The organism is Hydrogenophaga sp. (assembly GCF_050250835.1).
GTDB lineage: Bacteria > Pseudomonadota > Gammaproteobacteria > Burkholderiales > Burkholderiaceae_C > Hydrogenophaga.
On sequence record NZ_JBFWNX010000002.1, the window covers coordinates 244,476 to 269,641 of the forward strand.

The 25,166-nt window shown below is 66.5% G+C and carries 27 protein-coding genes; 10 read left to right on the forward strand and 17 right to left on the reverse strand.

Annotation, left to right across the window (positions count from 1 at the left end; all coding sequences use genetic code 11):
- Positions 1–12: 12 nt before the first annotated feature.
- A complete protein-coding gene (locus AB7F11_RS04340; RefSeq protein ID WP_428288486.1) occupies positions 13–693 on the forward strand; it encodes a Fe2+-dependent dioxygenase in 681 nt (226 codons plus the stop codon).
- An 87-nt stretch (positions 694–780) separates the two neighbouring features.
- On the opposite strand, the gene AB7F11_RS04345 is transcribed toward AB7F11_RS04340, so the two are convergent.
- From AB7F11_RS04345 to AB7F11_RS04380, 8 genes are all read right to left on the reverse strand, one after another.
- Complete coding sequence (locus AB7F11_RS04345) at positions 781–2,187, reverse strand: sulfite reductase subunit alpha (protein WP_428288487.1); 1,407 nt, start codon at positions 2,185–2,187, stop codon at positions 781–783.
- On the reverse strand, positions 2,184–3,203 hold the full coding sequence (locus AB7F11_RS04350; protein WP_428288488.1) for an FAD:protein FMN transferase: 1,020 nt from the start codon (positions 3,201–3,203) through the stop codon (positions 2,184–2,186). The genes AB7F11_RS04345 and AB7F11_RS04350 overlap by 4 nt, the downstream gene beginning before the upstream one ends.
- Complete coding sequence (locus AB7F11_RS04355; protein ID WP_428288489.1) at positions 3,203–4,123, reverse strand: DUF4198 domain-containing protein; 921 nt, start codon at positions 4,121–4,123, stop codon at positions 3,203–3,205. Before AB7F11_RS04355 ends, AB7F11_RS04350 begins: the two co-directional genes overlap by 1 nt.
- A gap of 21 nt (positions 4,124–4,144) precedes the next feature.
- Positions 4,145–4,657: a DUF2271 domain-containing protein gene (locus tag AB7F11_RS04360; protein ID WP_428288490.1), complete on the reverse strand. Its 513-nt coding sequence runs from the start codon at positions 4,655–4,657 to the stop codon at positions 4,145–4,147.
- 22 nt (positions 4,658–4,679) lie between these two features.
- Positions 4,680–5,318, reverse strand: a complete 639-nt coding sequence (locus tag AB7F11_RS04365) for a PepSY-associated TM helix domain-containing protein (RefSeq protein WP_428288491.1) — start codon at positions 5,316–5,318, stop codon at positions 4,680–4,682.
- 155 nt (positions 5,319–5,473) lie between these two features.
- Positions 5,474–6,883, reverse strand: coding sequence for an efflux transporter outer membrane subunit (locus tag AB7F11_RS04370; protein WP_428288492.1), 1,410 nt, complete (start codon positions 6,881–6,883; stop codon positions 5,474–5,476).
- Between the two features lie 8 nt (positions 6,884–6,891).
- Positions 6,892–8,901 (reverse strand): MacB family efflux pump subunit, encoded by a 2,010-nt coding sequence (locus tag AB7F11_RS04375; protein WP_428288493.1) that lies wholly within the window; start codon positions 8,899–8,901, stop codon positions 6,892–6,894.
- Entirely contained in the window at positions 8,898–10,604 is a 1,707-nt protein-coding gene (locus tag AB7F11_RS04380) for an efflux RND transporter periplasmic adaptor subunit (protein ID WP_428288494.1), read from the reverse strand. The genes AB7F11_RS04375 and AB7F11_RS04380 overlap by 4 nt, the downstream gene beginning before the upstream one ends.
- Before the next feature lie 134 nt (positions 10,605–10,738).
- On the opposite strand from AB7F11_RS04380, the gene AB7F11_RS04385 reads away from it, so the two are divergent.
- On the forward strand, positions 10,739–12,211 hold the full coding sequence (locus AB7F11_RS04385) for an ATP-binding protein (RefSeq protein ID WP_428288495.1): 1,473 nt from the start codon (positions 10,739–10,741) through the stop codon (positions 12,209–12,211).
- Positions 12,204–12,893, forward strand: a complete 690-nt coding sequence (locus tag AB7F11_RS04390) for a response regulator (RefSeq protein WP_428288496.1) — start codon at positions 12,204–12,206, stop codon at positions 12,891–12,893. The genes AB7F11_RS04385 and AB7F11_RS04390 overlap by 8 nt, the downstream gene beginning before the upstream one ends.
- 4 nt (positions 12,894–12,897) lie before the next feature.
- Here AB7F11_RS04390 and AB7F11_RS04395 read toward each other — a convergent pair whose 3' ends face one another.
- From AB7F11_RS04395 to AB7F11_RS04420, 6 genes are read right to left on the reverse strand one after another with little or no spacing between them, the layout of a single operon-like run.
- Positions 12,898–13,803, reverse strand: coding sequence for a metal ABC transporter solute-binding protein, Zn/Mn family (locus AB7F11_RS04395; protein WP_428288497.1), 906 nt, complete (start codon positions 13,801–13,803; stop codon positions 12,898–12,900).
- A complete protein-coding gene (locus AB7F11_RS04400; protein WP_428288498.1) occupies positions 13,800–14,702 on the reverse strand; it encodes a metal ABC transporter permease in 903 nt (300 codons plus the stop codon). The genes AB7F11_RS04395 and AB7F11_RS04400 overlap by 4 nt, the downstream gene beginning before the upstream one ends.
- The gene (locus AB7F11_RS04405; protein ID WP_428288499.1) at positions 14,702–15,445 is read right to left on the reverse strand and encodes a metal ABC transporter ATP-binding protein; all 744 of its coding nucleotides are present in this window, start codon (positions 15,443–15,445) and stop codon (positions 14,702–14,704) included. The genes AB7F11_RS04400 and AB7F11_RS04405 overlap by 1 nt, the downstream gene beginning before the upstream one ends.
- Positions 15,445–16,383, reverse strand: a complete 939-nt coding sequence (locus AB7F11_RS04410) for a metal ABC transporter solute-binding protein, Zn/Mn family (RefSeq protein WP_428288500.1) — start codon at positions 16,381–16,383, stop codon at positions 15,445–15,447. Before AB7F11_RS04410 ends, AB7F11_RS04405 begins: the two co-directional genes overlap by 1 nt.
- A gap of 45 nt (positions 16,384–16,428) precedes the next feature.
- Entirely contained in the window at positions 16,429–17,049 is a 621-nt protein-coding gene (locus AB7F11_RS04415) for a DUF6162 family protein (protein ID WP_428288501.1), read from the reverse strand.
- Entirely contained in the window at positions 17,046–17,378 is a 333-nt protein-coding gene (locus AB7F11_RS04420; RefSeq protein WP_428288502.1) for a hypothetical protein, read from the reverse strand. Before AB7F11_RS04420 ends, AB7F11_RS04415 begins: the two co-directional genes overlap by 4 nt.
- Positions 17,379–17,446: 68 nt before the next feature.
- Here AB7F11_RS04420 and AB7F11_RS04425 point away from each other — a divergent pair, with 68 nt between their 5' ends.
- The 5 genes from AB7F11_RS04425 (at position 17,447) to hemP (ending at position 20,915) form a co-directional block, all read left to right on the forward strand.
- Positions 17,447–18,595, forward strand: coding sequence for an alpha-hydroxy acid oxidase (locus AB7F11_RS04425; RefSeq protein ID WP_428288503.1), 1,149 nt, complete (start codon positions 17,447–17,449; stop codon positions 18,593–18,595).
- Positions 18,596–18,775: 180 nt separating this feature from the next.
- Positions 18,776–19,501 (forward strand): energy transducer TonB, encoded by a 726-nt coding sequence (locus tag AB7F11_RS04430; RefSeq protein WP_428288504.1) that lies wholly within the window; start codon positions 18,776–18,778, stop codon positions 19,499–19,501.
- A 30-nt stretch (positions 19,502–19,531) separates the two neighbouring features.
- Complete coding sequence (locus tag AB7F11_RS04435; RefSeq protein ID WP_428288505.1) at positions 19,532–20,281, forward strand: MotA/TolQ/ExbB proton channel family protein; 750 nt, start codon at positions 19,532–19,534, stop codon at positions 20,279–20,281.
- An 11-nt stretch (positions 20,282–20,292) separates the two neighbouring features.
- Complete coding sequence (locus tag AB7F11_RS04440) at positions 20,293–20,706, forward strand: ExbD/TolR family protein (protein ID WP_428288506.1); 414 nt, start codon at positions 20,293–20,295, stop codon at positions 20,704–20,706.
- Positions 20,703–20,915, forward strand: a complete 213-nt coding sequence (gene hemP, locus AB7F11_RS04445) for a hemin uptake protein HemP (RefSeq protein WP_428288507.1) — start codon at positions 20,703–20,705, stop codon at positions 20,913–20,915. Before AB7F11_RS04440 ends, hemP begins: the two co-directional genes overlap by 4 nt.
- Positions 20,916–21,036: 121 nt before the next feature.
- On the opposite strand, the gene AB7F11_RS04450 is transcribed toward hemP, so the two are convergent.
- The gene (locus AB7F11_RS04450; protein ID WP_428288508.1) at positions 21,037–21,444 is read right to left on the reverse strand and encodes a GlcG/HbpS family heme-binding protein; all 408 of its coding nucleotides are present in this window, start codon (positions 21,442–21,444) and stop codon (positions 21,037–21,039) included.
- 249 nt (positions 21,445–21,693) lie between these two features.
- On the opposite strand from AB7F11_RS04450, the gene AB7F11_RS04455 reads away from it, so the two are divergent.
- Together AB7F11_RS04455 and AB7F11_RS04460 are read left to right on the forward strand one after the other, a co-directional pair.
- On the forward strand, positions 21,694–22,389 hold the full coding sequence (locus AB7F11_RS04455; protein WP_428288509.1) for a Bax inhibitor-1/YccA family protein: 696 nt from the start codon (positions 21,694–21,696) through the stop codon (positions 22,387–22,389).
- 113 nt (positions 22,390–22,502) lie between these two features.
- Positions 22,503–22,877, forward strand: coding sequence for a hypothetical protein (locus AB7F11_RS04460; RefSeq protein WP_428288510.1), 375 nt, complete (start codon positions 22,503–22,505; stop codon positions 22,875–22,877).
- Positions 22,878–22,884: 7 nt separating this feature from the next.
- Here the strand turns inward: AB7F11_RS04460 and rlmD are convergent, their stop codons facing one another.
- Both rlmD and AB7F11_RS04470 read right to left on the reverse strand, forming a co-directional pair.
- Positions 22,885–24,351: a 23S rRNA (uracil(1939)-C(5))-methyltransferase RlmD gene (rlmD, locus tag AB7F11_RS04465; protein WP_428288511.1), complete on the reverse strand. Its 1,467-nt coding sequence runs from the start codon at positions 24,349–24,351 to the stop codon at positions 22,885–22,887.
- A 22-nt stretch (positions 24,352–24,373) separates the two neighbouring features.
- Entirely contained in the window at positions 24,374–25,159 is a 786-nt protein-coding gene (locus AB7F11_RS04470) for a 3'-5' exonuclease (RefSeq protein WP_428288512.1), read from the reverse strand.
- Positions 25,160–25,166: the final 7 nt, after the last annotated feature.

Consider the following 25,166-nt stretch of genomic DNA (forward strand, 5'->3'; position numbering starts at 1 on the left):
AGGACCCAGGCCATGCTGCTGCACATCCCCCAGGTACTGACCCCGACCGAGGTCGCCGATATCCGCCAGGCGCTGGCCCTGGAGGGCTGGGTGGACGGCCTGCTGTCCACCGGTCCGCAAGCGGCCCGCGTCAAGCGCAACCAGCAGCTAGACCCCGCCTCCCCAGCGTTTGCCCCGCTTTCGCAGCGCATCGCCCAGGCCCTCAACCGGCACCCGATGTTCGTGTCTGCCGTGCTGCCCCACACCATGCTGCCGCCGATGTTCAATCGCTACGAATGCGGTGGGCACTACGGAAACCACATCGACAACACGATTCAGACCCACCGGGTCAATGCACAGAAGGTTCGCACCGACGTGTCGACCACGGTTTTCCTCAGTTCACCCGACGAATACGAAGGCGGTGAACTCATCGCCGAAGACAGCTACGGCACGCACGAGATCAAGCTCGACGCGGGCGACGCCATCGTCTACCCGTCCACCAGCCTGCACCGGGTGGAACCGGTCACACGAGGCATGCGCGTGGCCTCTTTCCTCTGGGCGCAAAGTCTGGTGCGTGACGCCTGGCGCCGCGCCATGTTGTTCGATCTGGACATGACCATTCTCAAACTGCGTCACCAGTTGGGCGACGCCGCTGAAGTGGTGGCGCTGACTGGCCACTACCACAAGCTTCTGCAGCAGTGGGCAGAAACCTGAAACACCCCCGCGCCGCCTGACGACGTCACCCCCTTCAGGGGGCGCACCTGGCGGCCCGGCAAGGCCGGTTCCGCGGGTGCTCTTGCCTTAGTACACATCGCGCCGATAGCGTCCGTCGGCTGCCAGCTGTTGCAGGGCTCGTTCGCCCAGGATGTCCCGCAGCGTGTCGTTCACCTCGCCCGCCATGCCCTCCAGGCTGCCACACACGTAGATGGCAGCGCCCTGCTCCACCCATTCACGCACCTCACCCGCTGACTCTGCCAGCGCGTGCTGCACATAGCGGCGCTCGTCCTGATCGCGCGAAAACACCCAGTCCGCCCGGCTGAGCCAGCCCTGCCGAACCCAGGCATCGACTTCATCGCGATGGTGTGCATCGCAACGCGCGTTGCGCTCGCCAAACAGCAACCACATGGGTGCCACACCTTGAGGACGTGCGGCCCCGCTCTCCAGCATTCCAGCGGCGGCCAGCCGGCCGCGCATGTGCCCGCGCAACCCCGCCAGTCCCGTGCCGTTGCCGATGAGGATCAGGGAGCGACTCGCGTTGTCGCCCATGCGGAACCCGCTGTGTTCGCGCACGCGCAGCATGACCGAGGCACCCAGGTCTGCCTGCTGGGTGAGCCAGCCCGACGCGACGCCCAGGCTGCCGTCGGTGCGGCGGCTCTGGCGCACCAGCAGGTGCAAGGCGCCGTCTTGCGGTACCGACGCAATCGAATAGTCGCGCGGTTCGCCGGGCGCGGTGGGCACCTCGATCTGCACCAGGTCGCCGGCCTGCCATTCGGGCAACGGCTGGCTCGATTCGGGCACGAGTTCGAGGTGACACACCGGCTCACCCGAACTCCCCGGGTTGAGATGCCGGCGCGCCTGCAGGCGCCAGGCTTGCAGTACGGGCGCTTCCCAGTCGGGCAGGTCGTTGGTGCCGGCCAGGTGCGCCAGGTGCTGGCGCCAGCGTTGCAGGGCATCTGGATCGCTCTTGTCCACGTCGATGCGTTCAAACAGCGCCTGCGCGCCGCTGGCCTTGAGCCAGCCATCCAGCCGGCGGCCAAAGCCGCAGTAGTGCGCATAGGTCTTGTCGCCCAGCGCCAGCAAACCCACGTGCAGGTGCGAGAGATTCACCGCGGCGCTGGCCATGACCTGGCGCGCGAACGTCACCGCGCTGTCGGGTGGATCTCCTTCGCCATAGGTGCTGGCGATGCACAGCAGCCGGTCGGCCTGCTGCAGGTCGGCCAGACGGATCTGGCTCAGCGGCGCAAGTCGCACGGGCACGCCTGCGGTGTGCAGCGCCTGCGCGGTCTGCAGGGCCAGTTCTTCGGCCTGGCCGGTCTGGCTGGCGTAGGCCACCCACCAAGCCGGTGCGCCCGGCGTGGCCGGCAGCAGCGCATCCACCCGTCGCTGCGCATCGCGCTGGCGACGGCGGTGATGCCACGCGATGGCGCCACACATCGAGGCGTAGCTCAGCACTGTGGCGAGGGCTTGAAGGATCTGTTCCGGTGTCATCCTGCAAGCGCTTCCATGGCAGGCGTCAGGGTTTCGGTGAGGCGACCATCGGGCTCGCGCTGCACGAAAAGCGCCGCAATGCCGTGCTCGGCAGCCAGCGCCACGCCCTTCTCGCGTCCCAGCACCATGAGCGCGGTGGACCAGGCGTCGGCCCAGAGACAGGCTTCGTGCAGCACGCTCACCGACGCGAGTCCGTGGGCCACGGGACGGCCATGGCGCGGGTCGATGGTGTGCGGCCAGATCGCACCGTTGTGGGTGTAGGCACGCCGGTAGTCGCCCGATGTCGCCACGCACAGCCCGTGCAGCGCCACACGCGTGGGAAGCAACGGGTGCGCTCCCTGCACCGCTGGCGGCAGCTCAAGATCCACCCACCAGGGCTGGCCTCCGAGGGCCAGGCCCTCGCCGCGCAACTCGCCACCGACCTCCACCAAGGTGTGCCGCAGGCCCATGTCGGCCAGGCGCTGGGCCACGCGATCGACCGCGTAGCCCTTGGCAATGGCCGAGAGATCCAGGCACACACCGCCGGGCTGTTGAGCCCGCCGGAGATCGGCATCCCATTGCAGGGCACGCCAGTCGCTCCGAGCGAGCGCCGCCTGCACCGCTGGGTCATCCGGCACCCGGAAGCCCGGGTCGGTGTAGCGAGGGGCAGGGCCAAATCCCCAGAGATTCACCAGCGCACCCGCTGCTGGATTGAACGCTCCGCCGGACACGTTGGCCATCCACACGGCGGCCTCGAACACGTGAGCAAAGGGTTCGGCCAGTGCATGCCAGGTGCCAGCAGGCGCTCGGTTGAAGCGATCCAGGTCGGAACCGGGTCGCCAGGTGCTCATCTGCGCGACCACCAGGTCCAGCTCATCCTGCAGGGCCGCGCGCAGGCCCGGCTTCACACCGCGCTCTGGCGTCGCGAAGATCACCTGCCATGTGGTGCCCATGGTCTCGCCGCAGAAGCGGTGCGCCTGGGCACCCAGCACCGGCGCTGCGCCGTCGAGCTGCAGCGGCACCAGCACGCGGTTCATCAACGCGGCAGCACTTCCAGCGTGAGGCTGTAGCCCGAGCGGCGCACCGGCTCGGCCAGCGTGCCGGCAGGACCCGTCGGCAGGGGGCGCGGCGCGTTGGCGGCCACCGGCATTGCCGGTCCAGGCCCACCCGCTCCGCCCGGGCCTTCGCCGCCCTCGGCGCGCGGCGGGCGCGGCGGCGCCACGTTGACCCAGTACATGCCCGGGGCCGGCCACTTGACCTTGATCTCACCCTGCTCGTCCGTGGTCATGCGCATTTCGCCCAGCTCGCTGCGGTAACGCAGGCCGCCCAGGATGACGATGGCCGAGTAACCCGCAGCCGGCTTGCCGTTGTCGAGAAAGCGGAAGGTGGCGGTATCGCCCTCCACCAGATCGTTCGGGTGCGTCACGGGCACCAGCTCGATGCCGCGTCCGGTGGGCTTGAGCGCCGCTGTGCTCGGCTTGCCGGAGGTGACGAAGGTCTCCACGCGGTTCTGCGACTGGCTCACCCGAAGCTCCTGAGCGTCGGCAGGAATCTCCCTGGCGAGCGACTCGGCCGTGCCACGCAAGCGCTTGGTCTCGGAGCCCACCTTGAAGCTGGCGATGAGCATGTCGTTCACCAGCGCGATGCGGTAGGTACCGGGTTGCGAGAGCTTGACGTCGAACACGCTGCGGTAGCGGCCCTTGGCCTGGTTTTCGGCCTGCACGGGCTGGCCATCAGGACCCAGCACGACCAGGTTGTCCAGCCCGGCGGCATTGTGTTCGTAATAGAAGATGTCGTTGGACACCGCCGCATCCACCGATACCCACGGCAACTGGCCCGAATAGATGGTGCCCGAGGGCAGCAACCAGGAGCGATGGGCATGCACGGCGCCGGGCAACGCGAGCGCCGTCACGGCAGCCAGAGTGAGAACACGTGCGCGAACGGAAGTGGTTTTCATGAGGGTTCTCCTGTCGGTTGGTCAGGGTTTGACGGTGAGGCTGACGGCACCGAGCTCGTGTTCGCCCCGCGCCTGTGTGGTGGTGGCGATCTTGGGTGGCCAGACGAAGGGCACCCTGACGACCTCGCGCCCGCCCACTTCACGCGCGGCTTCAAGCACCACCGCGTATTCGCCGGGCGCCAGTTTGCCCAGGGCCGAGGTGTCGTTGAACTGCACCGTCTGTTCGCCAGGCGCCCGTGTGGCGCCACTGATGCCGTCCACCGGCATCGTCAACTCGCGACCGCTCTTGCGCCACCAGGCTCGCATGTCCTTGAGCCACTTGGTGCCCTCGTTGTTGCGCAGCTTGATGTCGTACCAGACGGCGAGATTGCCGGCGAAGCTCTGATCGGCCTTTTCGATCCAGATGGCCACGTAGGGACGGTGGTACTCCGCCACGCTCAGGCGCGGAATCTCGACCTTGAGCGCCATGTCGGCGGCCAGGGCGGGAAAACCGAACCCTGCGGCGGAAACGGCAGCGGCATATCGGATCAACATGAGGGTGTGACTCCTTCGACAGTCAATGGATGAACAGGATGACCAGCAGCAGCGGCGCCACCAACCCCATGCCCACCATGGGCCAGGTGGTCGGGCGGTTTGCCGCATGGAACTTGAGAATGAAGAGCCCGGTGATGCAGAACACCAGACAGGCCACGGAAAAGATGTCGAGGAACCATTTCCAGGCGGTACCCGTGTGGCGCCCCTTGTGCAGGTCGTTCAGGTAGGAGATCCAGCCCCGGTCGGTGCGCTCGTATTCCACGCTGCCCGTCTCGCGTTCGATGCGCAGCCAGGCGTCGCCCCCCGGCCGGGGCAGCGAGAGATAAATCTCTTCAGGCGACCACTCGGCCGAGGCGTCCGGCAAGACCAACGCGAGCGACATGGCCAACCACCGCTGAACCTCGGAAGGCAATGCCGCGTTGTCCGGCTCGCCGGCCCTGGGCGCCAGTGCGGCCCGAAGCTCTGCAGGCAGCTGCACCACCTTCTGCTGCACCCGGGGTTCGGCGCCGATGTCCGCCGCGTGGTTGAGCGTGATGCCGGTGAACGCGAACAGCAACATGCCCATCAGGCACAAGGCCGAGCTGATCCAGTGCCATTGGTGCAGGGTCTTGAGCCAGTAGGCACGTTGGGACGCCGCAGTAGCGGCTGGAGGGTTTTTCACGGGAGTACGGCAAACACAAAAACGGGTGAAACGCCAAGGGAGCACAGGAGGTTGCGGCGGTGGAGGTGGCCTTCACGCATCGGCCTGCGAATTATAACGATTCTCATTTATGAAAAGGCCGGCATCGTCGCAAAATTCACCATGACCCGATGGGCTCAGGACAAGGGAGGTGGCGGTCCGGCCCAGTCGCCGCCCAGCGCCTTGTACAGGTCCAACGCCGCATTCAGGCGGGCCAGGTTCTGTGTTGCCAGGGCATCGAGCGCCGAAAACAGCGTGCGCTGCGCATCGAGCACCGACAGCAGGTCGCCGCTGCCCTCCCGGTAGCGCAACTCAGCCAGTTGCAGGGATCGACGGGCCTGGACCACCACCTCGCGCTGCAGCGCCTCCTGGCGCTCGCTGCGCTGAACGTTGTCCAGGCCATCGTCGACCTCCTTCAAGGCGGTGCGAATCGCCTTGCCGTAGTTCTCGATGAGCACCACGCGCTGCGACTCGGTGGTGTCGATCTGAAGGCGCCTTCGGCCACCATCAAAGATCGCCTGCGCGAGCGACAGCCCCAGCGACACACTGCGCGTGGGATCGGCCAGGCTGAGCAGCGCCGAGGTGCCCAGGCTGCCCGATGCGGAGAGCGATACGCTGGGCAGAAGGGCCGCACGCGCGGCTTCCACGTTGGCATCGGCGGCGGCGAGTTGCGCTTCGGCGGCAGACAGGTCGGGCCTGCGCGTGAGCAGGGAGGACGGCAGGCCCGGCGACACCGCAGGCACTCGCAGTGCGCTGAACTCGCCTGCGGCAGGTTCATACCCTTGCGGCACCCGCCCCAGCAGCAAAGCCAGTGCGGAGGCCGTCTGGCGCAGTTGCAGTTCAAGCGGGACCAGCGCGGTGCGCTGGGAGAGCACTGCCGTGCGCTGTTGCGACACCTCCAGCGCCGTGGCCACACCATTGCGCTGGCGTGCCTCAACGATGCCGAGCACGCGCTCGGCAATCGCCAGGTTCTCGCGCGCGATGCGCAGCCGTTCGGCGGTGTTGAGCCAGAGAAAATAGTTGTTGGCCACGCCGGTGAGCAGCGTCAGGCGTGCGGTCTTCCAGTCTTCCTGACTGGCCAGCAAGCTGGCCTCGCCGGCCCGAACGCCCGCGGCTAGGCGGCCCCACAGGTCCACTTCGTAGCTGATGGACAGTCCGGCGCTGGTGGACTCTCGCGATGTGGACGCCACCGCGGGACCATCGCTGCGGCCGACCGAGGCGCCCAGACTGCCATTGACGGCGGGCAGACGCGAGATGCCGGCCTGCTGCAACGCGATGTCGGCCTGGCGCATGCGCTCGACGGCAATGCGCAGGTCGGCACTGCCGGCCTGTGCTTCACCGAGCAGTTGTTCAAGCGACGGCGATCCAAAGCCCTTCCACCAGTCGGACGTGATCTGCGGTGCGGCATCGGCATTGGCCGCCGCGTCGAACGCCGCGGGCATGTCAACCACAGGCGAACGCGCCGGCTCGGTGACGGCACAGGCCTGCAAAGCCAGCGCCACCGCAAGCGCCAGCGGCCTTGCAAGGTGGGGAAGGGTGAGTTTCATCAAGGTGCTCATTCGGAGGAAAGGGCCACCACGGGGTCGAGCCGGGCGGCTTTGCGCGCAGGCAGATAACCGAAGATCAGGCCCGTGGCGAAAGCGCAGCCGAAGGCCAGCAGCACCGGCATGACGGAATACTTCACCGCCGTGCCAGCGGCGCCGATCACGAAGGCCACGCCCAGGCCGATGACCACGCCGATGAGCCCCCCCACGGCCGACACGACCAGCGCTTCGATCAGGAACTGCTGCAGGATGTTGCGCATGCGCGCGCCCGTGGCCATGCGGATGCCGATCTCGCGGGTGCGCTCGGTCACGCTGACCAGCATGATGTTCATCACCCCGATGCCGCCGACGAGCAGCGAGATCGCCGCGATCGAGCCGAGCAGAATGGTCATGGTGTCCTGCGTCTCTGTGGCGGTGTCGATGATGGAGGCCATGTTGCGGATCTGGAAGTCGATCACCCCGTGCCGCTCGGCCAGCAGCGACTCCACGGCCGACTGCGTCTCGTCGATGCGGGCCACGTCCGCCACCGCCACCGTCACATTGCGCAGAAAGCGCTGCCCCGACAGGCGCAACTGGCTGGTGGCATAAGGCACCAGCACCACATCGTCCTGGTCCTGGCCGTTGGGCGAGGCGCCGCGCGTGCTCATCACGCCGATCACCTGGAAGATCAGGTTGTTGACCAGCACGAATTTGCCCAATGGCTCCTCTTCGCCGGGGAACAGGGCCTTGGCCACGGTTTGCCCGAGCACCGCCACGGTGGCGTACTCCTGCTCGTCCTCATCGGTGAAGAAAGTGCCGCGCTGCACCCGCCACTGGCGTGCCAGCGGAAATTTGGAGGACGTGCCCAGGACGCTGCTCGAATAGTCGGCATCGCCATAGCGCAGCGTGGCCGAGCTGCTCTGTTCGGGCACGGCGGCCAGCACGTTGGGAACCTCCTTGTCGATCGCATTCACATCGGCCAGCACCAGGGTGGCGGTGCTGGAGAATCCGCGCTGGTTGGGCGCCCCCGGGCGCACCAGCAGCAGGTTGGAGCCCATGGCGCTGATGCGGTCGATGACGACCTGCTTGGCGCCGTCGCCAATGGCCAGCATCGCAATGACCGAAGCGACCCCAATGACGATGCCGAGCAAGGTGAGGATGGCACGGTAGACGTTGGCGCGCAAAGCCCGCAACGCGGTTTTGGCGGCCTCCACCACGTCGCTCATGTGCGAGATGCGCCCTGCACGCGCCGTCCAGTTCCGAGCGGCTTGCGCAGCAGCGCCTTCGGGGGGCCTGGGGCCGGGGTCGGCCACGACGTTGCCGTCCTTGATCTCGATGACGCGGTGCGCGTGCTCGGCCACTTCGGCAGCGTGGGTGATGAGAATGACCGTGTGCCCCTGTTCAGCCAGCCCCTTGAGCAGCGCCATCACATCGGCGCCGCTCTTGCTGTCGAGCGCGCCGGTGGGTTCATCGGCCAGGATCACGCGGCCCCCGTTCATCAGCGCACGGGCAATCGACACGCGTTGCTGCTGTCCACCCGAGAGCTGGTTGGGCCGGTGATGCATGCGCTCTTCCAGCCCCAGCGAAGCCAGCAGTTCGGTCGCTCGCGCATGGCGTTCGGCCGGCGGGATGCCGGCATACACCGCAGGCACTTCCACGTTGTCGGCAGCGGTGCCGGTGGCGATCAGGTTGTAGCTCTGGAACACGAAACCGAAGGCATCGCGGCGCAGTTCGGCCAGTTCGTCGCGCTCGAGCTCCGACACGTCGCGTCCCATGAACAGATAGCGGCCGCTGGTAGGCTTGTCCAGGCAACCCAGGATGTTCATCAATGTGGACTTGCCCGATCCCGACGCACCCATGATCGCAACCAGTTCACCGGGATAGATCTTCAGGTCAATGCCGTGCAGGACCTCGACGGAGAGGTCGCCGTTGCGGTAGGTCTTGGTGATGCCACTCAGATCAATCAGCGGCACACCGGCTTCGCCGCCGCCGGGGCTTGCGCGCAGCGCCGCGGCGTCGGGCGAAAGCGGCAGCCTGGTCATCGACGCACCCCTGCTGGCATACCGCCCGGACCACCCACTCGCTGCTGGCCCACGCCGGCGCCCTGCTGCGCCGCGTTGCTGCGCGCCGTATCGGGCTCACGCACACCGGCGATCACGCGGTCGCCTTCTTTCAGGCCAGACAACACCTCGGCATGCACGCGGTTGCTGATGCCGATGGTGATGTCGCGTTCCTCGATCGTGCCGTCTTCGGTCATGACCTTGACCTTCGCCTGACGCGGCCCTCGCGCGGCGCGCGAGAACGCATCGCTACGGGGGATGCCACTGCTGACCGGCGCCGGGCGCGCACTGGCGTCCTTGCCGGCGGCGGGCGCCGTCGATGCGTTGGCCGGCACGGCCGGGCGTTTCGGGTTCGCGCCGGGCGTGGAAGCGGATGGCGTGGGGGTAGCTGCTGCTGGCGCAGCGGCCTGGGCCAGTTCACGCTCCTTGCGGCGCTGTTCCCGCAAGCGCGCGCGCTCTTCTTCGGTCATGTTCTGGAAGGCTTCGCGACTCATGCGAGGCCGTTCGCCAGCGGCGCCAGCAGCCGTGGCGCTGGCATCTGCGACCTGTCTGAAGCCGGCGCCGGGCACGGAGGAGGTGTTCGTGCCTCGCGAGGCTGGCGAGGAAGCAGCGGGTGCCGACGGCGGTGTTTGCTCTGTGGCCCCTGGCCCGCGTGAGCCCCCACCACCCTGCCCTGTGCGGCTGCCCTGCGGGCCGCGCTGGATCGTGAGCGCGGACATCGGCACCACCAGCACGTCCTTGGCTTCGGCCACCACGAAGAACACTTGCGCGGTCATTTGCGTCATCAGGCTGCGATTCTGATTCGGCACCTCGAACAGTGCGTTGTAGAGCACCACGTTGTTGGTCACCGTGGGCGTGGGTTCGATCTTCTTGAGTTCGCCGTACCAGCGCCGCCCCTGGCCTCCCAGGGTGGTGAAGTACACCGGCATGCCGCCGCGCAGCTTGCTCACGTCGGCCTCGGACACCTGCGTCTGCACCGTCATCACCGACAGGTCGGCAATGCGCAACAGCGTGGGAGCCGACTGGTTGGTGTTGAGCGTCTGGCCCTGTCGCGCGGTGATGCTGACCACGGTGCCGGCCATCGGCGCGTAGATTTTGGTGAACTTGAGGTTGGCCTCCTCCACCCGCATGCTGGCCTGCAACTGCTCCATCGAGGCTTTGAGCGACTGGATCTGCACACGCGCGGTTTTGACTGCCGTCTCGGCGTTCTGCAGCGTCTCGGTGGTGGTGGCCTCTTCGGCCATCAGGTTCTTCTGGCGCTGCAAGTCGCGCTCGGCCTTGGCCAGCGTGAGTTCGCGCTCGACCATCTGCGCCTGCTGCGAGCGCAACTGGGCTCGGCTGGCGTCCACGCGCGCCTGCGATGTCTCGGCCTCGATCTCGGCGAGCAGGTCGCCCGCTTGCACCTCGCTGCCCACTTCCACATGGATCTTGCGCAGCTGCCCCGATACCTGGGCGCCCACGTCCACATAGTCGCGCGGCTGCAGGGAGCCGGTGGCGCTGACCTGGTCTTCAATGTCGCCGCGCTGCACCGTGGCGGTGATGTAGGCGCTCTCGGTCTTGGCACCCGGGCCCCAGCGGTACCAGGCGTACCCGCTGGCGCCCAGGACAGCGAGGCTCACCAGCCCGACCAGCGCCAGCCGCCATGGGCGGCGACGGCGGACAACAGAGGCATTGACTTCGTTCATAGCGTTGGAGTTCGTGATGGCTCATGTGCCGGGAATGAGCCGCATGGTGCCCGAGAAATATGGAAAGAATGAGCACGCGTGATCACAAGGTTTGCACAAAGTTTGAAAGATTTGGGTTTAGGCTTGCGCCCACCATGTTGAACGACCGCGCCACACCGCTTTCCCGCCCGCGCGCCAGGCTCTCGCGCTTCGATACGCTGCGCGTCAAACTGTTCCTGGCCATCGCGGGGGCCAACATCGTGCTGGTGATGACCGCGTACCTGATCTACAGCTGGAGCTTCGACAAAGGCCTGGTCGAGTACCTGAACCAGGCGGATGAGGCCCGGCTGCAGCCGCTGGTGGTGCGCCTGGCCGACGGATACCGGCAGCAAGGCCATTGGGAATGGATCACGGCCGATCGCCAGCGATGGCACGATCTCTCGCGTGAAGTGCTGGGCGTGGGACGCACGACGCGGCGCCCAGCCGAGCCAGCAGCAGCGGGCAATCCTGCCACGCCCGCCGTTCCACCCCCCTTCACCATCGACCCGAGGCTGCTGCTGCTGGACCCGCAGCGGCAGTTGCTCATGGGGCCCGAAGGCCGCACCGAACAAGCCGTGCTCAAGCCCATCGAAGTCGACAACCGGCTGGTGGGCTACCTTGGCTACGTGCCGCGTCTGCAGATGGTGGCCTCGCTTGAACGCGTGTTCCTCGCCCAACAGACACGCACCTTCGCCGCCATTGCGCTGGGCATGCTGGCGGCGGTGCTGCTGAACGCCGCGCTGATCGCGCGCTGGCTCTCGCGGCGCCTGAACGTGCTGGGCGAAGGGACGGCTGCCGTGGCGCAGGGCGACTACGGCGTGCGCCTGCCGGCGCGCGGGCACGACGAACTGGCTCAGCTCGCCGAGGCCTTCAACCACATGGCCACTTCGCTGCAGGCGGCGCAACAGGCCCGGCGACAGTGGATCGCCGACATTGCCCACGAATTGCGAACGCCGCTGGCCACCCTGCGCGCCGAGATTGAAGCCTTGCAGGACGGCATTCGGCGGCCCGACGCGACCAACCTGGACTCGCTGGCCCAGGAGGTGAGCCGTCTCACACGCCTCGTGGAAGACCTGCGGCTGTTGTCGCTGTCCGATCTGGGCGCACTCGACTACCGCTTTGCCCCGGTCGACCTGGGCCGCTTCGTCGGCCACCACCTGAGCGACGCCACCGGCCTGCCAGGCAAGCCGCTGCAGGTGTGCAGCGAACTCGCCGAGGGTGTGAAGATCCGCGCCGACGGCGACCGGTTGGACCAGGTGTTGTCCAACCTGCTGCAGAACACCCAGCGCTACAGCGCCGATCCCGCCACGCTCCAGGTGCAGGTGCGCCGTCACGACCACGAGGCGCAGCTCACCTGGGAAGACACGGGGCCAGGTGTGCCGCCGGAGGCATTGCCCCGCCTGACTGAACGGCTCTACCGCGTGGACGAGTCGCGGGCCAGCGCCAGTGGTGGATCGGGCCTGGGCCTGGCGATCGCGCGCGCCATCGTCGAGGGCCATGGAGGTCGCATGCAGGCGTCGGCCAGCACACTCGGTGGTCTTCGCTGGGACATCTGGCTGCCCCTTCACACGGAACCCGCGCATGGCTGAGCGCATCCTGATCGTCGAGGACGAAAGCAAGATTGCCGGTGTGCTGCTGGACTACCTGGCGCAATCCGGTTTCGACGTTCACCACCTCACGCGCGGTGACGAGGTCGAGCCCTGGCTGGATGGCCATTCCGTCGACCTCGTGCTGCTGGACCTGATGCTGCCCGGCAAAAGCGGGCTGGACATCTGCAAAGCGCTGCGTGCTGGCGCACCCGCACGCACGCCACCGGCGATCATCATGGTGACCGCCCGCGTGGAGGAAATTGACCGTCTGCTGGGCCTGGAGCTCGGAGCCGACGACTACATCTGCAAGCCCTTCAGCCCGCGCGAAGTGGTGGCGCGTGTGAAAGCGGTGCTGCGGCGCGGCACGCAGGTGGCCATGGCCACCGAAGGCCTGCCCAACGGCCTGAAGCTGGAGGACGCGGAATGGCGCGCCACCATCGCAGGTCATGACCTGGGACTGACCGCGGTGGAGTACCAGTTGCTCAAAGTGCTGAGCGCGCGGCCTGGACGCATTTTCTCGCGCGAACAACTCATGGATTCGATGTACAGGGACGAGCGCATTGTTTCCGACCGCACGGTCGACAGCCACATCAAGAAGCTGCGCCGGAAGATTCAGGACCGTCTCCCTGGCCACGAACTGATCCACTCGGTCTACGGCCTGGGCTACAAATACGAGCCCTGAACGTTCAGCGGGCCACCAAGACGCCCAGGCGCTGGCTGTTCTCACGCAACTCGCCGACCGGGTCGCGACCCTCGGTCAACAACACGATGGTGCGGGCACCGGATTGCTGCACCGCCAGCGCCAGCGCAGGCGAGAGTTCGCGGTGATGCAGCACTGCCACCACCGAAGCACCCCGCAGGCGCTGGGTCAGTTCTGCCAGGGCATCCGCAGTCCAGGCGTCATCGGCACGCGCATCGGTGCCGGCGATGTCGAGGTTGAAGCCGCTGGCCAGGTAGCCAAGACGCTCGGAGAGGCTGAACACAGTGAGGTTGCTCGCAGCCGCCAGGCGCGCTTCGCTCTGTGCGGTGATGGCCAGCAACTGCTGGCGCAGGCCGGCCACGTTCGCCTGCAGGCCTGGCCGGGCAGCCGGCACCAGGCGCGCCACGTCGCTCGCGATCACATCGGCCATGCGTCCAAGGTTCACGGGGTCGAGCCAGGGCAGCGCGTTCGCCGAGGCATCGCCTTCGTGCAAGGCCATGCCGGGCAACGCTGCATCCAGCGGGCGCGCGGCGTCGATCTCGATCAGGCGAATGTTCTGCCGCCTGGACAACGGGAACAGCGGATCATCCGGCCAGATGGAGCGCAGGGCGATGACGGCGTCGGCCTGTCGTGCGGCTTCACCAAGCCCGGCGGCGCCCCTGCCGGTGAAGAAGGCCAGCTGGCGGCTGGGCGGCAGTGTTTCGGGCACCGGCCGCAGCACCACGATGCCGGTGTCTCGCACCAGCGAGGTGGTGAGCGCGGCCACCACCGGGTGAGCCACGAGCAATCGGGTCGGACCAGCGGGCGCCTGGGCGCCAGCGTTGGACGCACCGGCCGCAATCGCCAGCGCGCCCACCAGACAACGAACGAAAAGAAGCGAGGCAGCCTTCATCCGGCGTGTCCTTTCAATGCGGGCGTGAAGCCGCGGATGACCGCCGCCAGCGCGAACAGGCCGCCAGCGGTGAGGATGATGGCGGCGCCCGAAGGCACCGGCAGCTCGAGTTCGATCGGCAACAGGATGCCGATCTGCGTGCTGACCGTGGCGATGCCCACGCTGAGCCAGAAGAAGCCCCGCAGCGACAGGCTCAGCAGGCGCGCAGCCGCCGCCGGGATGATCAGCAAAGCCCCCACGAGAATGGCGCCAATGACCTTGACCGAAGCCACCGTCACAATCGTCACCAGCACCACGAAGAGGTAGTCCAGCAGCTTTACCCGCACGCCTCTCACGCTGGCCAGCTGCGGATTGAAGCTGGCCAGCATGAAGCGGTTGTAGAGCGGCACCGTGAGCGCCACCACCAGCGAGCCCACCACCGCGAGCACCAGCAGGTCGCCCGCGTCCACCGTGAGCACCGAGCCAAACAGCACGTTCTCCAGAATGTGGATGTTCACGCGGCCCGAGAGCATCAGCAGCAGACTCGCGCCCATGGCCAGGGACACCGCGAGAAACACACCGATCAGCGTGTCGGGCGAGAGCCCGGTGCGGTTGCGCAGGTAGTTCAGCAGCATGCCGAACAGCAGGCAGTAGGCGAACAGGCTGCCGTAGGGCCCGGTGTAGGGCTCGCCCAGCAGGATGCCGATGGCCACGCCCGTGAGTGCGGCATGGCCCACGGCTTCGGAAAAGAAAGCCAGCCGCTTGACCACGACCAGCGTGCCCAGGCCACCGAGCACGGGGCCGATGAACAGACCCGCGAGCACGGCATTGACCACAAAGCCGTAGGCCAGCGAGGCGGGCAGCATGCCCTGCTCGGCCCCATGCTGGATGGCCTGTCGAAACGCATCGAATGGGCTCATCAGGCCACCGCCATTTCTGGTTCGTCGTCCCGCCGCTGTCGGCTGGAAAACAGTGCCAGCACGCGCTGCGGCGTCAAGGTCTGTGCAGCAGGTCCGTCGAACAGCACATGCCGGCTCAGGCCGGTCACGCGGTCCGCCAGGCGTGTGACGGCATCGAGATCGTGTTCGATCCACAGCACCGTGACGCGGGTCTCGCGCCAGTGCGCCAGCAGGGTTTCGAAGGTCTCCACGCCAGCCTCGTCCAGCGCCGACATGGGTTCGTCGAGCAGGATCAGATCGGGCGAAGGAATGAGCGCCTGGGCCAGCAACACGCGCTGGCGCTCCCCGCCCGAAAGCGCGCCCATGCGACGACCCGATTTCTCCAGCATGCCCACCTGGTGCAAGGCCTGCTCGACCGGCGCCTTCCAGCGCGGCGACAGGCCCAGGAACACCGGACGGCGCTGGCACATGGCGCCCATGAAATCCAGCACCGTCATGGGCAGGCCGGCATCGAAGGCCAGCGCCTGCGGCACATAGCCCACGTTGCCCACCTGTTCGGCGGGCCAGCTCAGGCTGATGCGTCCGCGGTGCGGCACCTGGCCGAGCAGGGCTTTGAACAAAGAGCTCTTGCCCCCGCCGTTGGGGCCGACGAGCGCATGCACGCTGCCAGCTTCCACCTGCAGGCTCACCTGCCGAAGGATCTCGGTGTGACCAAGCGTGAGCGCCACCGATTCAAAGGCGACGCCGGGTCCACCTGTGGTCATCAAACCGACTCCCGGATGGCGCGCACCACGGTGGACAGGTTGCGGACCATTTCCAGCTCGAACTTGTCGGCCGTGTAGGGGCCGTGCGAAATGTGGGTCAGCGCATACAGCCGCACGCCAGTCTCCCGCCGGATGGTGTCAACGTACGCGGAAGGAAAGTCCATTTCCGAGAAGATCACCTTCACATCGAGCGAACGGATCTGGTCAATCGTGCCCTTGAGCTGCGAGGGGCTGGGCTCGATGCCGTGCGCGGGTTCGACCACTGCAGCGACTTCCAGACCGAACTCCCGCAGCAGATAGTCGTAGGCGCCGTGAATGGTGGCAATGCGCAAGCCGCTCGCTGGTGCCTGTGCCAGTTGGCCCAGCGCATCGGCGCGCAGCTTGCGCAGCTTCTGCGCGTAGGACCGGGCGTTGGCGGTGTAGGCGGCTGCATTCGCAGGATCGAGCTTGCCCAGTTCTCGCGCGATGGTGTTGACCTGCGAGATCGACGCGGTCACCGACAGGAAGGTGTGCGGATTCACCACCTTGCCCGACGTGCCGCGCCCCGTGCCCACCGCCGCGAGCAGCGGCACTTGCGCGTTGGATTCGATCACCCTCAGGCCGGGCTTCTCGCTCGCGGCAATCATGCGGCCCGCGAAATCGTCGTGCCCCACCCCGTTGACCACGATCACGTCGAGCGAACCAATGCGCTTGATGTCTTCGGTGCGCGGCTCGTAAGCGTGCGGGTTGAAGCCCGCCGGAATCACCGGCACGACCTCGGCCAGATCACCCACCACATTGGCGACATAGCTGTAATAAGGGTGAAGCGTCACGCCGATGCGCAGCTTGCGGGCCTCGGCCCTGGCACGCAGGCTGGCGGCTGCCAGCGCCACGGGCGTCCAGCCCAGAGCAGACAGCAGCTGCCTGCGGCGCACAGAGAGCGTTGAGCGGTTTTGCATGAAGGAGATTCCCAAAAAATGAAACTGAAAGACCAACTTCGGCTGTCAGCGGGCGGCGTCCTTGCGCGTCACGCCCGCGTCGTAGCGCACCACCACCTCGCGCCAGCCCAGCCGCGTGAGCGATGCGCTGTCGAGGTGATCGGGCCACGTCTGCCATTGGTCGCGAAGCACCCAGACTTCGACGTGGTCTTCGTGGTCGTGGGCCTCTTGCGCCGGTGACGGTGGTTTGAGCGAAAAGCGCAGCAAAAACGAGGCCGCCACCTCAGGCGCCGCGCTGCGACCGACGTACCCCATATCTCGCCCCTGCGCAGCGATGCGCCATTCGTGCGCGCCTCGGGCGGCGGCAACAGCGCCGGCGGCGAACGGTGGCAGATCCATCTCACGCAGTTGTTCCACCCGGGGCAGCGCCCGATCAGCCTCGGACAACGCCGTGATTTCTTCGGCGGCCACCAGCAGGTCGGCATGCACGCCCTGCTCTGCGGCATTGAGCTGTGTGCGGGCATCGACCTGGTGAGCTGCAAGGGCAGCGTTTGCGGAAGGCTCAGCGCGCACACCGATGACGATGGCCGCCACCGCCAGCACGGCCGCCGCAGCCAGCATCACCCAGAGCGTTTCGTGGCCAGCGCCGGCGGGCCGGACCACTTGCGTGCTGCGCATGGCGCTCATGGCTTGATCTCGGCGTGGTCCACCTCTGACGAATGCTCGCCACCGTCCTCCAGGCGCACGAAGAATTCACCGGGCGGCCGTTTGAACTGCAGGGACGAATCGCCTCCCAGGGTGCCTTTGAACAGCACGCGCTCGTCGTAGGACTTCACCTGGACCGACATGCCCGCCGCATCGCTGCCATCGGAAAATTCACCCACACACCGCACCATGCCATCAGCGGACTGCTTGCAGGTCAGCATCAGGCTGTGGGACCACACGAATGCGGGAAGGACCAGCATGCCCAGAATGAAAGTGGCCTTGACAAAGCCGGGACGGGTGATGAGTCGCATGGTGATCGGATGGACGACAGTCTATTGAACGATAATGAGAATTGTTCTTAATTATATCGAGCAATTCGATGCCCATTGCCACGAACGAGCCGCTCAGCGGCCTCGCCACGCTGACCGACCACGAGCGCCAAGCCCGCCAGGCGCTCGATGAAAAGACCTGGGCCTACCTTTTTGGCGCCGCCGCCGACGAACTCACCCACCGTCGCAACATCGAAGCCTGGCGCGAACTGGAACTGATTCCGCGCGTGCTGCGGCCACTGGCTGGCGGCCACACGCGCATCAAATTGCTCGGCCGCGAGCGACCGCACCCCATCCTGATCGCGCCCATGGCCTTCCACCGCCTCGCCCATCCCGAAGGCGAACTTGCCACCGCACTCGCCGCCGCCGCACTCGGCGCCGGCCTGGTGGTGAGCACACAAGCCAGTTGCCGCCTAGAGGACGTGGCCGGCACCTTCTTGCCCGGCGCGGATCGGGGCCCCCTGTGGTTCCAGCTCTATCTGCAGCCAGACCGCGCCTTCACACGCGAGTTGGTGCGGCGCGCCGAGGCGGCGGGCTACGAGGCGCTGGTGCTCACGGTCGATGCGCCCGTGCAGGGCGCACGCGACCGTGAGCGGCGTGCGGGTTTTCGCCTCCCGGACGGCGTGCGTCCCGTCAACCTGGACGGCATGAGACCACCGGGAAAAACCGGGATCTCCACGGCGCAAAGCGCCTTGTTCGACGACTTGCTGCTGCAAGCACCCACCTGGGAGGACGTGTCCTGGCTTCGCTCGATCACGCGGCTGCCGGTGCTGCTCAAAGGCGTGCTGCATGCAGGCGATGCCGACCTGGCCATTGCCCATGGCGCCACGGGCTTGATCGTCTCCAACCACGGCGGCCGCACCCTCGATACCGCCGTCACCACCGTCGCCGCGCTCCCGGACATCGCCCAGGCGGTGCAAGGCCGCATACCCCTTCTGGTAGACGGCGGTATCCGGCGTGGCACCGACGTGCTCAAGGCCGTGGCCCTGGGCGCCACGGCCGTGCTGGTCGGCCGACCCGTGCTGCACGGGCTGGTCAATGCCGGCGCCCAAGGCGTGGCGCAGGTGTTGCGCCTGCTTCGCGACGAACTTGAAATCGCCATGGCGCTGACCGGTTGCCGCACCTTGGCCGATGCCAGCCAGTCACTCTTGGCGCCGGCCACGCAGAAGAAAATTCGAGGCTTGCCTGAAATTTCATGAGAATGCGACACATTCTCGTTTAGAATACCCACACCAGCCAACCCATCATGCCGAACGAAAGGAAGACCGATGATCACCGGACTGACCGTTCTGGGCAGCAGCCTCATGCTGCTGTTGATCGCCGTGTGGTGGGTGTTTCGCCTTTGATCAGCCCTCTAGGCCCTCGATTTCGCTAAGCTCATGACCTTCGCCCGCGCAAACCCTGCGCTGAACTTTCCTGCACCACTGGACGCCATGCCGCGCCGCCTGAACCGTCGCGTTGCCATTGTGCTCGCGGTCCTCGGACTGCACGTGGCGGCCGTCTGGGCGCTGCAAAGCGGTCTGCTGCGCCGGGCGATGGACATGGTGATTCCGGTGCAGGTCCTGACCGAGATGATCGAGCTGCCACAGCCGGTGGTCGAGCCTGCTCCGCCGGCCCCCCCTCCGCCGGTGGCCGCCCGCACGCCTCCCAAGCCCAAGCCACGCCCGATCCCACAGCCTCAACCTCAGCCGGTCGCGGCACCGGAGCCCATGCCGCTGGCGCCGGTGGTGCCGCCCGCGCCGCCGGCCCCCGTTTCAATCCCCGAGCCCGTCGTTGCAGTGGCTGCGCCGCCAGCGCCCCCTGCGCCGCCCGCGCCGCCGCGCATCGAACTGCCCACCAGCAACGCCGACTACCTCAAAAATCCGCCGCCGCCCTACCCGCCCCTGTCCAAGCGCCTGGGCGAACAAGGTCGCGTGGTCGTGCGCATCTTTATCCAGGCCGACGGCACCGCCTCTCGGGCAGAAGTCAAACGCTCCAGCGGTTTCGAGCGCCTGGACCAGGTCGCCGTGCAGACCGTGTTGCGCTGGCGCTATGTGCCAGGCAAGCGCGCGGGCGTCCCAGAGGCCATGTGGGTCGAGGCCCCCATTGATTTCGTCTTGAAATAAGTCACCGTTTTCCCAGGAGTCAGAAGCATCATGGAAACACAACTCGCATCATCGGGCCTGGCCCACGTCTGGACGCAGGGCGACTGGGTCACACGTTCGGTGGCCATCGTGCTGCTGCTCATGTCGCTGGCCACCTGGGTCATCATCCTTTGGAAGGCGCTGGACCAGCGCGCCCAGCGCGCGCAGGCCAAGGGCGTGGAAGGCTTCTGGCACAGCGCAGACTTTGCCGAAGGACTGGACAAACTCGGTGACCCACAGGGCAACCCCTTCCGCGCCGTGGCTCTCGAAGGCCGCGAATCGACCCGCCACATCCTGCACAAGGACGGCCACAACGGCGCACCGCCCCAGCGACAGCTGCACGACAGCCTGGACGTGAGCGACTGGGTCGAGCGCTCCCTGCGCAAGAGCGTGGACGACTTCACTGCGCGCGCCCAAAGCGGCCTCTCGGTGCTGGCGTCGGTGGCGTCCACCGCGCCCTTCGTGGGCCTTTTCGGCACCGTCTGGGGCATCTACCACGCGTTGCTCGGCATCGGTGCGGCCGGCCAGGTCAGCATTGACAAGGTGGCCGGCCCCATCGGCGAGGCGCTGATCATGACCGCGCTGGGCCTGCTGGTGGCCATCCCTGCCGTGCTGGGCTACAACGCCCTGGTGCGAGGCAACAAGGGCATCCTGCACCAGCTCAACCGCTTCGCGCACGACCTGCACGCCTACTTCGTCACCGGCGCCCGCGTCACGGCCGGCGGCGACGGCAAGGTGCTGCCGTTGAAGAAAGCCCTCTAAGGAGCCCCGCCATGGCCATCGGAACCACCCAGGACAGCGACGAGATGATGAGCGAGATCAACATGATCCCGTTCATCGACGTGATGCTGGTGCTGCTGATCATCTTCATCATCACCGTGCCGGTGATCAAGCACGCGGTGAACATCGAACTGCCGCAAGCCAGTGTGGAGAAGGTGCAGGACAAGCCCGCGAACATCCGCTTGTCGGTGGATGCCGAGGGTGCCTACTTCTGGAACGAGCAGCGCGTGGAAGACGCCGAATTCACCAGGCGCCTGCAAGCCGCCGCCGCCCAGGAACCGCAACCGGAGTTGCACATCCGTGGCGACAAGGCGGTGCGCTACGAGCGCGTGGCACTGGCCATGGCCTCGGCGCAACGCGCCGGTGTGCGCAAGATCGGTTTCATCACCGAACCCTCCGCACCATGAACACCACATCGTCCTCGACACCTCCAGAGCGCGCGCCGCAAGCCGACGCACCGCAGGCCGGCGCCGCGGCCTCTTCCGCTGCAACCGACTTGCCGGTGCTGCCCAGCGCCACGCTGCTGCGCGGCCAGAAGGCCGTGGCGATCGACCACAACGGCTTGCTTTACCGGCTGCAGACCACGCGCCAGGGCAAGCTCATCCTCACCAAGTAGGCGCAGCGCAAGACGCCCGCAAACATTTTTTCATCGTGGGGCGACCCGGGGATTTCACTTTTCCCCGAGCGTCGTTTTTAGCCAGCCAAGAGGCACTCCACCTCACTAGCCAGGCATTTTTTTACAGCCCGATGGCTGCGATCCCCGCGCGAGCGACCTGGGCATCCTCGGTCGATTTCACCCCGCTCACTCCCACCGCACCCAGGCACTGCCCGTCCTTCAAGATGGGCACCCCGCCTTCGAGCATGCCGGCCAGCGCCGGCGCGCTCAGGAAAGACGTCCGGCCCTGGTTGATGATGTCCTCGTAGATCTTGCTTTCTCGCCGGCCCATGGCTGCGGTGTGCGCCTTGGCGGGAGCGATGTGGGCGGAAACGGCGGCCGCGCCGTCCAGCCGCTGCAGCCACAGCAGGTGACCGCCGTCGTCCACGATGGCGATCGTGACCGCCCAGTGGTTCTTCAAGGCCTCGGCTTCGGCCGCTGCGGCAATGAGCTTGACGTCGGCGCTGTCCAGAACGGGCTTGTTTTTCATGAACTTGATCCTATTTTTGCAGTCAGAAGGGTTTGCAGCCAGGGATTCGGGCTGTCAAAGGCGTGCAGCGGGAACGATAACGCGGTCATTGTGGTCCCCGAGGACACAAGTGACCTTACCAAAAATGCGTTTTCTCCCCCGCGGTTCCGGCGGCGACCCTGACCCCTACAATGCAGCTTCACCGGTTGCTCGGCATTGTGCCGCGCGGTCACCGGCCCCGAGTGTCAGATGATGAAGGAGATCACCACCATGACCGACCACGTACAGACCAGCGGGCGCTTCGGCACCGCCGTTTCCAGCGATGCGCAGCGCAACAAAGTCATGCGCAACACCTACTGGCTGCTGGCCTTGTCCATGCTGCCAACCGTGCTGGGCGCCTGGATCGGCGTGCAGACGGGCATCACCGCCGGCCTGACGGGAGGCATGGGCCTGATCGTCTTCCTTGGCGGCGCATTCGCGTTCATGTTTGCCATCGAGAAGACCAAGAATTCAGCCGCCGGCGTGCCGGTGCTGCTGGGCTTCACCTTCTTTATGGGCCTGATGCTCTCGCGTCTGCTGGCCATGGTGCTCGGCTTCTCGAACGGTGCCAGCCTGATCATGACCGCGTTCGGTGGCACCGCTGGCGTCTTCTTCATCATGGCCAACCTGTCCACGGTGATCAAGCGCGACCTCTCGGGCATGGGCAAGTGGCTGTTCGTGGGCGCCCTGGCGATCATGATCGGCGCGATCATCAACGTGTTCGTGGGCAGCACCGCCGGCATGGCCGCCATCGCGACCCTGGCCATCGTGGTGTTCAGCCTGTACCTGCTGTACGACCTCAAGCGCATTGTGGATGGCGGCGAGACCAACTACATCACCGCCACGCTGGGCCTGTACCTGAGCCTGTTCAACATTTTCCAGAGCCTGCTGATGATGCTGGGCCTCTTCGGCGGCGACCGCGAATAAGCGCCCCGTGCTTCCAGCGAAAAAAGGACCTTCGGGTCCTTTTTTCATGTCCCTCTGCCGAGGAAAAATTCCGGTTCCAGGCGTCAAGTTCGGCCTGGAATGGCCGAAACAACATGGAAACCACCCACCCAGCCATGCGACACACCGTCTTCACCCTCTGCATCGTGAGCGCCGCCGCCCTGTTGAGCGGCTGCGAGGCGCTGGGCATCGAGACGGCGACGCAGATCAACGCCAAGAAAGACGCCGAGGGCAAGGCCATTGGCAGTGCCTGCCGCCACGCCGTGCGCAGCATCGAAGACTGTTTCGGCAGCTACCCCAGGGCGGGAAAAGCCGCCGTGTTCGCCGGCTGGAAGGAAATGGACGAGTACATGCGGGAGAACTCGATCGTGGGCATGCCCACGCAGCCAGAGCCCGCCAGTCCCGCCCAGGGCAAGGGCGGCGAGGCCGCTCACGGCGACAAGCCCGCCGCAGCCTCTCGCACATCCTGAGCGGGGATCAGGCGCTGCCCGGAGCGTGCGAAGGATCCCGCTCGAACACCGCCATGCTTTCCACGTGCGCCGTGTGCGCAAACATGTTGACCACCCCCGCCGCCGTGCAGCGGTAACCTGCCTGGTGCACGAGCAGGCCCGCATCACGCGCCAGCGTGGCGGGGTTGCAGCTTACGTAGACGATCCGCTCAGGTGGCGTCCAGCCTGCGCGCATTGACGGATTCTGGTGCAGGTCGGCCATGGCCTTGGCCAGCGCGAAGGCGCCCTCACGCGGCGGATCCACCAGCCACTTCTGCGCCACACCATCGGCCACCAATTGCTCCGGTGTCATTTCGAACAGGTTGCGCGCGGCAAACGTGGTTGGCGCCAGTGGGCGCGCCCGGCCTGCCTGGTTGCTCGCCAGGTTCTCGCGCGAACGCGCCACCAGCGTCTCGCTGCCCTCGATGCCCACCACTTCGCCAGCGGTGGTCGCAATCGGCAGCGTAAAATTGCCCAGGCCACAGAACCAGTCGATCACGCGTTCGTTGGCGCGCGCATCGAGCAGGCGCAGCGCACGTGCCACCAGCACGCGGTTGATGAAGGGATTGACCTGGGTGAAGTCGGTCGGCTTGAATGGCATGGTGATGCCGAACTCGGGCAGCGCGTACGAAAGAAGCGGGCCTCCTGCATCCAGCAACTTCACCGTGTCTGGCCCCTTGGCCTGCAGCCACCACTGCACGCCATGCTGCTGGGCGAAGGCGCGCAAGCGCGCGAGATCGTCCTCGCTCAGTGGCTCCAGATGGCGCAAAACCAGTGAGGTCACCTCGTCGCCGCAGGCCAGCTCGATCTGCGGACAGGTCTCTCGCGCGTCCATGCCGAAGATGAGCTCGCGCAGCGGCATCAGCAGGTTGCTCACGTCCGGGGGCAGCACCGGGCAGACCTTCATGTCGGCCACATAGCGGCTCTTGCGCTCGTGAAAGCCGATCAGGACCTCGCCCTTCTTGTGCACATGGCGCACCGACAGGCGCGCTCGGTAACGGTAGCCCCAGGCGGGGCCCTCGATGGGGCGAAGCAAGGTCTCGGCTCGGACCTTGCCGAGATGCCAGAGGTTGTCTTCCAGCACACGCTGCTTGATGGCCACCTGCGCCGACTCGTGCAGATGCTGCATCTTGCAGCCGCCACAGGCACCGGCATGCAGACCGAAATGCGGACAGCCAGGGCGCACGCGCTGCGAAGACTCACGGTGGATGGCGGTTACGGTGCCAGCCTCCCAGTTGTTCTTTTTGCGGTGCACGCTGACGCTGACGTGCTCGAAGGGCAACGCGCCCTCGATGAAGACGACCTTGCCATCGGGACGGCGGGCGATGCCCTGCGCGTCGATGTCGAGCGATTCCACCGCAAGCCATCCTTCGGGCAGTGGATTTTCGGGGGTGTCATGGGCCGCCGCGCTGGCGGTGGTGAGAAGGCTGTTTTCGTGGGGGAGAGGCGCTGTCATCCCCCGATTGTCTCAGGCTGGCTCAGGTCCAGGCGCGCAGGTACTCATCCCAGTGCGATTCCGTAGGCGCCAGGTTGCCCAGCGATGCCTTCACCATGGCGATTTCCTGCTCGTACTCGGCTTCGGTCAGGCCACCGCGCATCTTCTGGAAGCGGCAGTAGACCAGGTAGGTGTTCATCACATCGGTTTCGCAATAGCGGCGAATGTCTTCGGTCTGGCCTGCCAGGTACTGGGCGTAAACCTGCGAACCGTCCATGCCCAGCTTCCCGGGAAAGCCGCAGAGCTTGGCCATGGCGTCGAGTGGCGCGTTGTTCTTGGGTGAGTACATCGCCAGCAGGTCCATCAGGTCCAGATGGCGCATGTGGTAGCGGCTGATGTAGTTGTTCCACTTGAACTCGCGGTCGTCCTCGCCAAGGTCCCAGTACTTGCTGGCCTCCACACCATGGCGCAGGCCACGGTAGTGCAGCACGGGGAGGTCGAAGCCGCCGCCGTTCCAGCTCACGAGCTGCGGCGTGTGCTTCTCCACCGCATGGAAGAAGGTCTGCACCACCTTGCCTTCGCTCTGGCCGTCGCGGTCCACGAAGGAATGGATGCGCAGGCCCTCGGCGTTGCGGAACACGCAACTGATGACCAGCACGCGCTGCAGGTGCAGCGGCATGAAATCGCTCTGGCCCTTTTCCTTGCGTTCGGCCAGCCAGGCCGCGTACACCTGCTCGTCGGTGTCGGTGGCACCTGCGCCGCGAAGGGCGCGAAGCCCGTCGACATCAGGGATGGATTCGATGTCGAAGACGAGAACGGGCCAGGCCATGCCGCAC

Bases quoted from the DNA above. Each gene is read 5' to 3' on its own strand.
- AB7F11_RS04340 (WP_428288486.1), top strand. From the start codon at position 13: ATGCTGCTGCACATCCCCCAGGTACTGACCCCGACCGAGGTCGCCGAT.
- AB7F11_RS04345 (WP_428288487.1), bottom strand. From the start codon at position 2,187: ATGACACCGGAACAGATCCTTCAAGCCCTCGCCACAGTGCTGAGCTAC.
- AB7F11_RS04350 (WP_428288488.1), bottom strand. From the start codon at position 3,203: ATGAACCGCGTGCTGGTGCCGCTGCAGCTCGACGGCGCAGCGCCGGTG.
- AB7F11_RS04355 (WP_428288489.1), bottom strand. From the start codon at position 4,123: ATGAAAACCACTTCCGTTCGCGCACGTGTTCTCACTCTGGCTGCCGTG.
- AB7F11_RS04360 (WP_428288490.1), bottom strand. From the start codon at position 4,657: ATGTTGATCCGATATGCCGCTGCCGTTTCCGCCGCAGGGTTCGGTTTT.
- AB7F11_RS04370 (WP_428288492.1), bottom strand. From the start codon at position 6,883: ATGAAACTCACCCTTCCCCACCTTGCAAGGCCGCTGGCGCTTGCGGTG.
- AB7F11_RS04375 (WP_428288493.1), bottom strand. From the start codon at position 8,901: ATGACCAGGCTGCCGCTTTCGCCCGACGCCGCGGCGCTGCGCGCAAGC.
- AB7F11_RS04380 (WP_428288494.1), bottom strand. From the start codon at position 10,604: ATGAACGAAGTCAATGCCTCTGTTGTCCGCCGTCGCCGCCCATGGCGG.
- AB7F11_RS04385 (WP_428288495.1), top strand. From the start codon at position 10,739: ATGTTGAACGACCGCGCCACACCGCTTTCCCGCCCGCGCGCCAGGCTC.
- AB7F11_RS04390 (WP_428288496.1), top strand. From the start codon at position 12,204: ATGGCTGAGCGCATCCTGATCGTCGAGGACGAAAGCAAGATTGCCGGT.
- AB7F11_RS04395 (WP_428288497.1), bottom strand. From the start codon at position 13,803: ATGAAGGCTGCCTCGCTTCTTTTCGTTCGTTGTCTGGTGGGCGCGCTG.
- AB7F11_RS04400 (WP_428288498.1), bottom strand. From the start codon at position 14,702: ATGAGCCCATTCGATGCGTTTCGACAGGCCATCCAGCATGGGGCCGAG.
- AB7F11_RS04405 (WP_428288499.1), bottom strand. From the start codon at position 15,445: ATGACCACAGGTGGACCCGGCGTCGCCTTTGAATCGGTGGCGCTCACG.
- AB7F11_RS04410 (WP_428288500.1), bottom strand. From the start codon at position 16,383: ATGCAAAACCGCTCAACGCTCTCTGTGCGCCGCAGGCAGCTGCTGTCT.
- AB7F11_RS04415 (WP_428288501.1), bottom strand. From the start codon at position 17,049: ATGAGCGCCATGCGCAGCACGCAAGTGGTCCGGCCCGCCGGCGCTGGC.
- AB7F11_RS04420 (WP_428288502.1), bottom strand. From the start codon at position 17,378: ATGCGACTCATCACCCGTCCCGGCTTTGTCAAGGCCACTTTCATTCTG.
- AB7F11_RS04425 (WP_428288503.1), top strand. From the start codon at position 17,447: ATGCCCATTGCCACGAACGAGCCGCTCAGCGGCCTCGCCACGCTGACC.
- AB7F11_RS04430 (WP_428288504.1), top strand. From the start codon at position 18,776: ATGACCTTCGCCCGCGCAAACCCTGCGCTGAACTTTCCTGCACCACTG.
- AB7F11_RS04435 (WP_428288505.1), top strand. From the start codon at position 19,532: ATGGAAACACAACTCGCATCATCGGGCCTGGCCCACGTCTGGACGCAG.
- AB7F11_RS04440 (WP_428288506.1), top strand. From the start codon at position 20,293: ATGGCCATCGGAACCACCCAGGACAGCGACGAGATGATGAGCGAGATC.
- hemP (WP_428288507.1), top strand. From the start codon at position 20,703: ATGAACACCACATCGTCCTCGACACCTCCAGAGCGCGCGCCGCAAGCC.
- AB7F11_RS04450 (WP_428288508.1), bottom strand. From the start codon at position 21,444: ATGAAAAACAAGCCCGTTCTGGACAGCGCCGACGTCAAGCTCATTGCC.
- AB7F11_RS04455 (WP_428288509.1), top strand. From the start codon at position 21,694: ATGACCGACCACGTACAGACCAGCGGGCGCTTCGGCACCGCCGTTTCC.
- AB7F11_RS04460 (WP_428288510.1), top strand. From the start codon at position 22,503: ATGGAAACCACCCACCCAGCCATGCGACACACCGTCTTCACCCTCTGC.
- rlmD (WP_428288511.1), bottom strand. From the start codon at position 24,351: ATGACAGCGCCTCTCCCCCACGAAAACAGCCTTCTCACCACCGCCAGC.
- AB7F11_RS04470 (WP_428288512.1), bottom strand. From the start codon at position 25,159: ATGGCCTGGCCCGTTCTCGTCTTCGACATCGAATCCATCCCTGATGTC.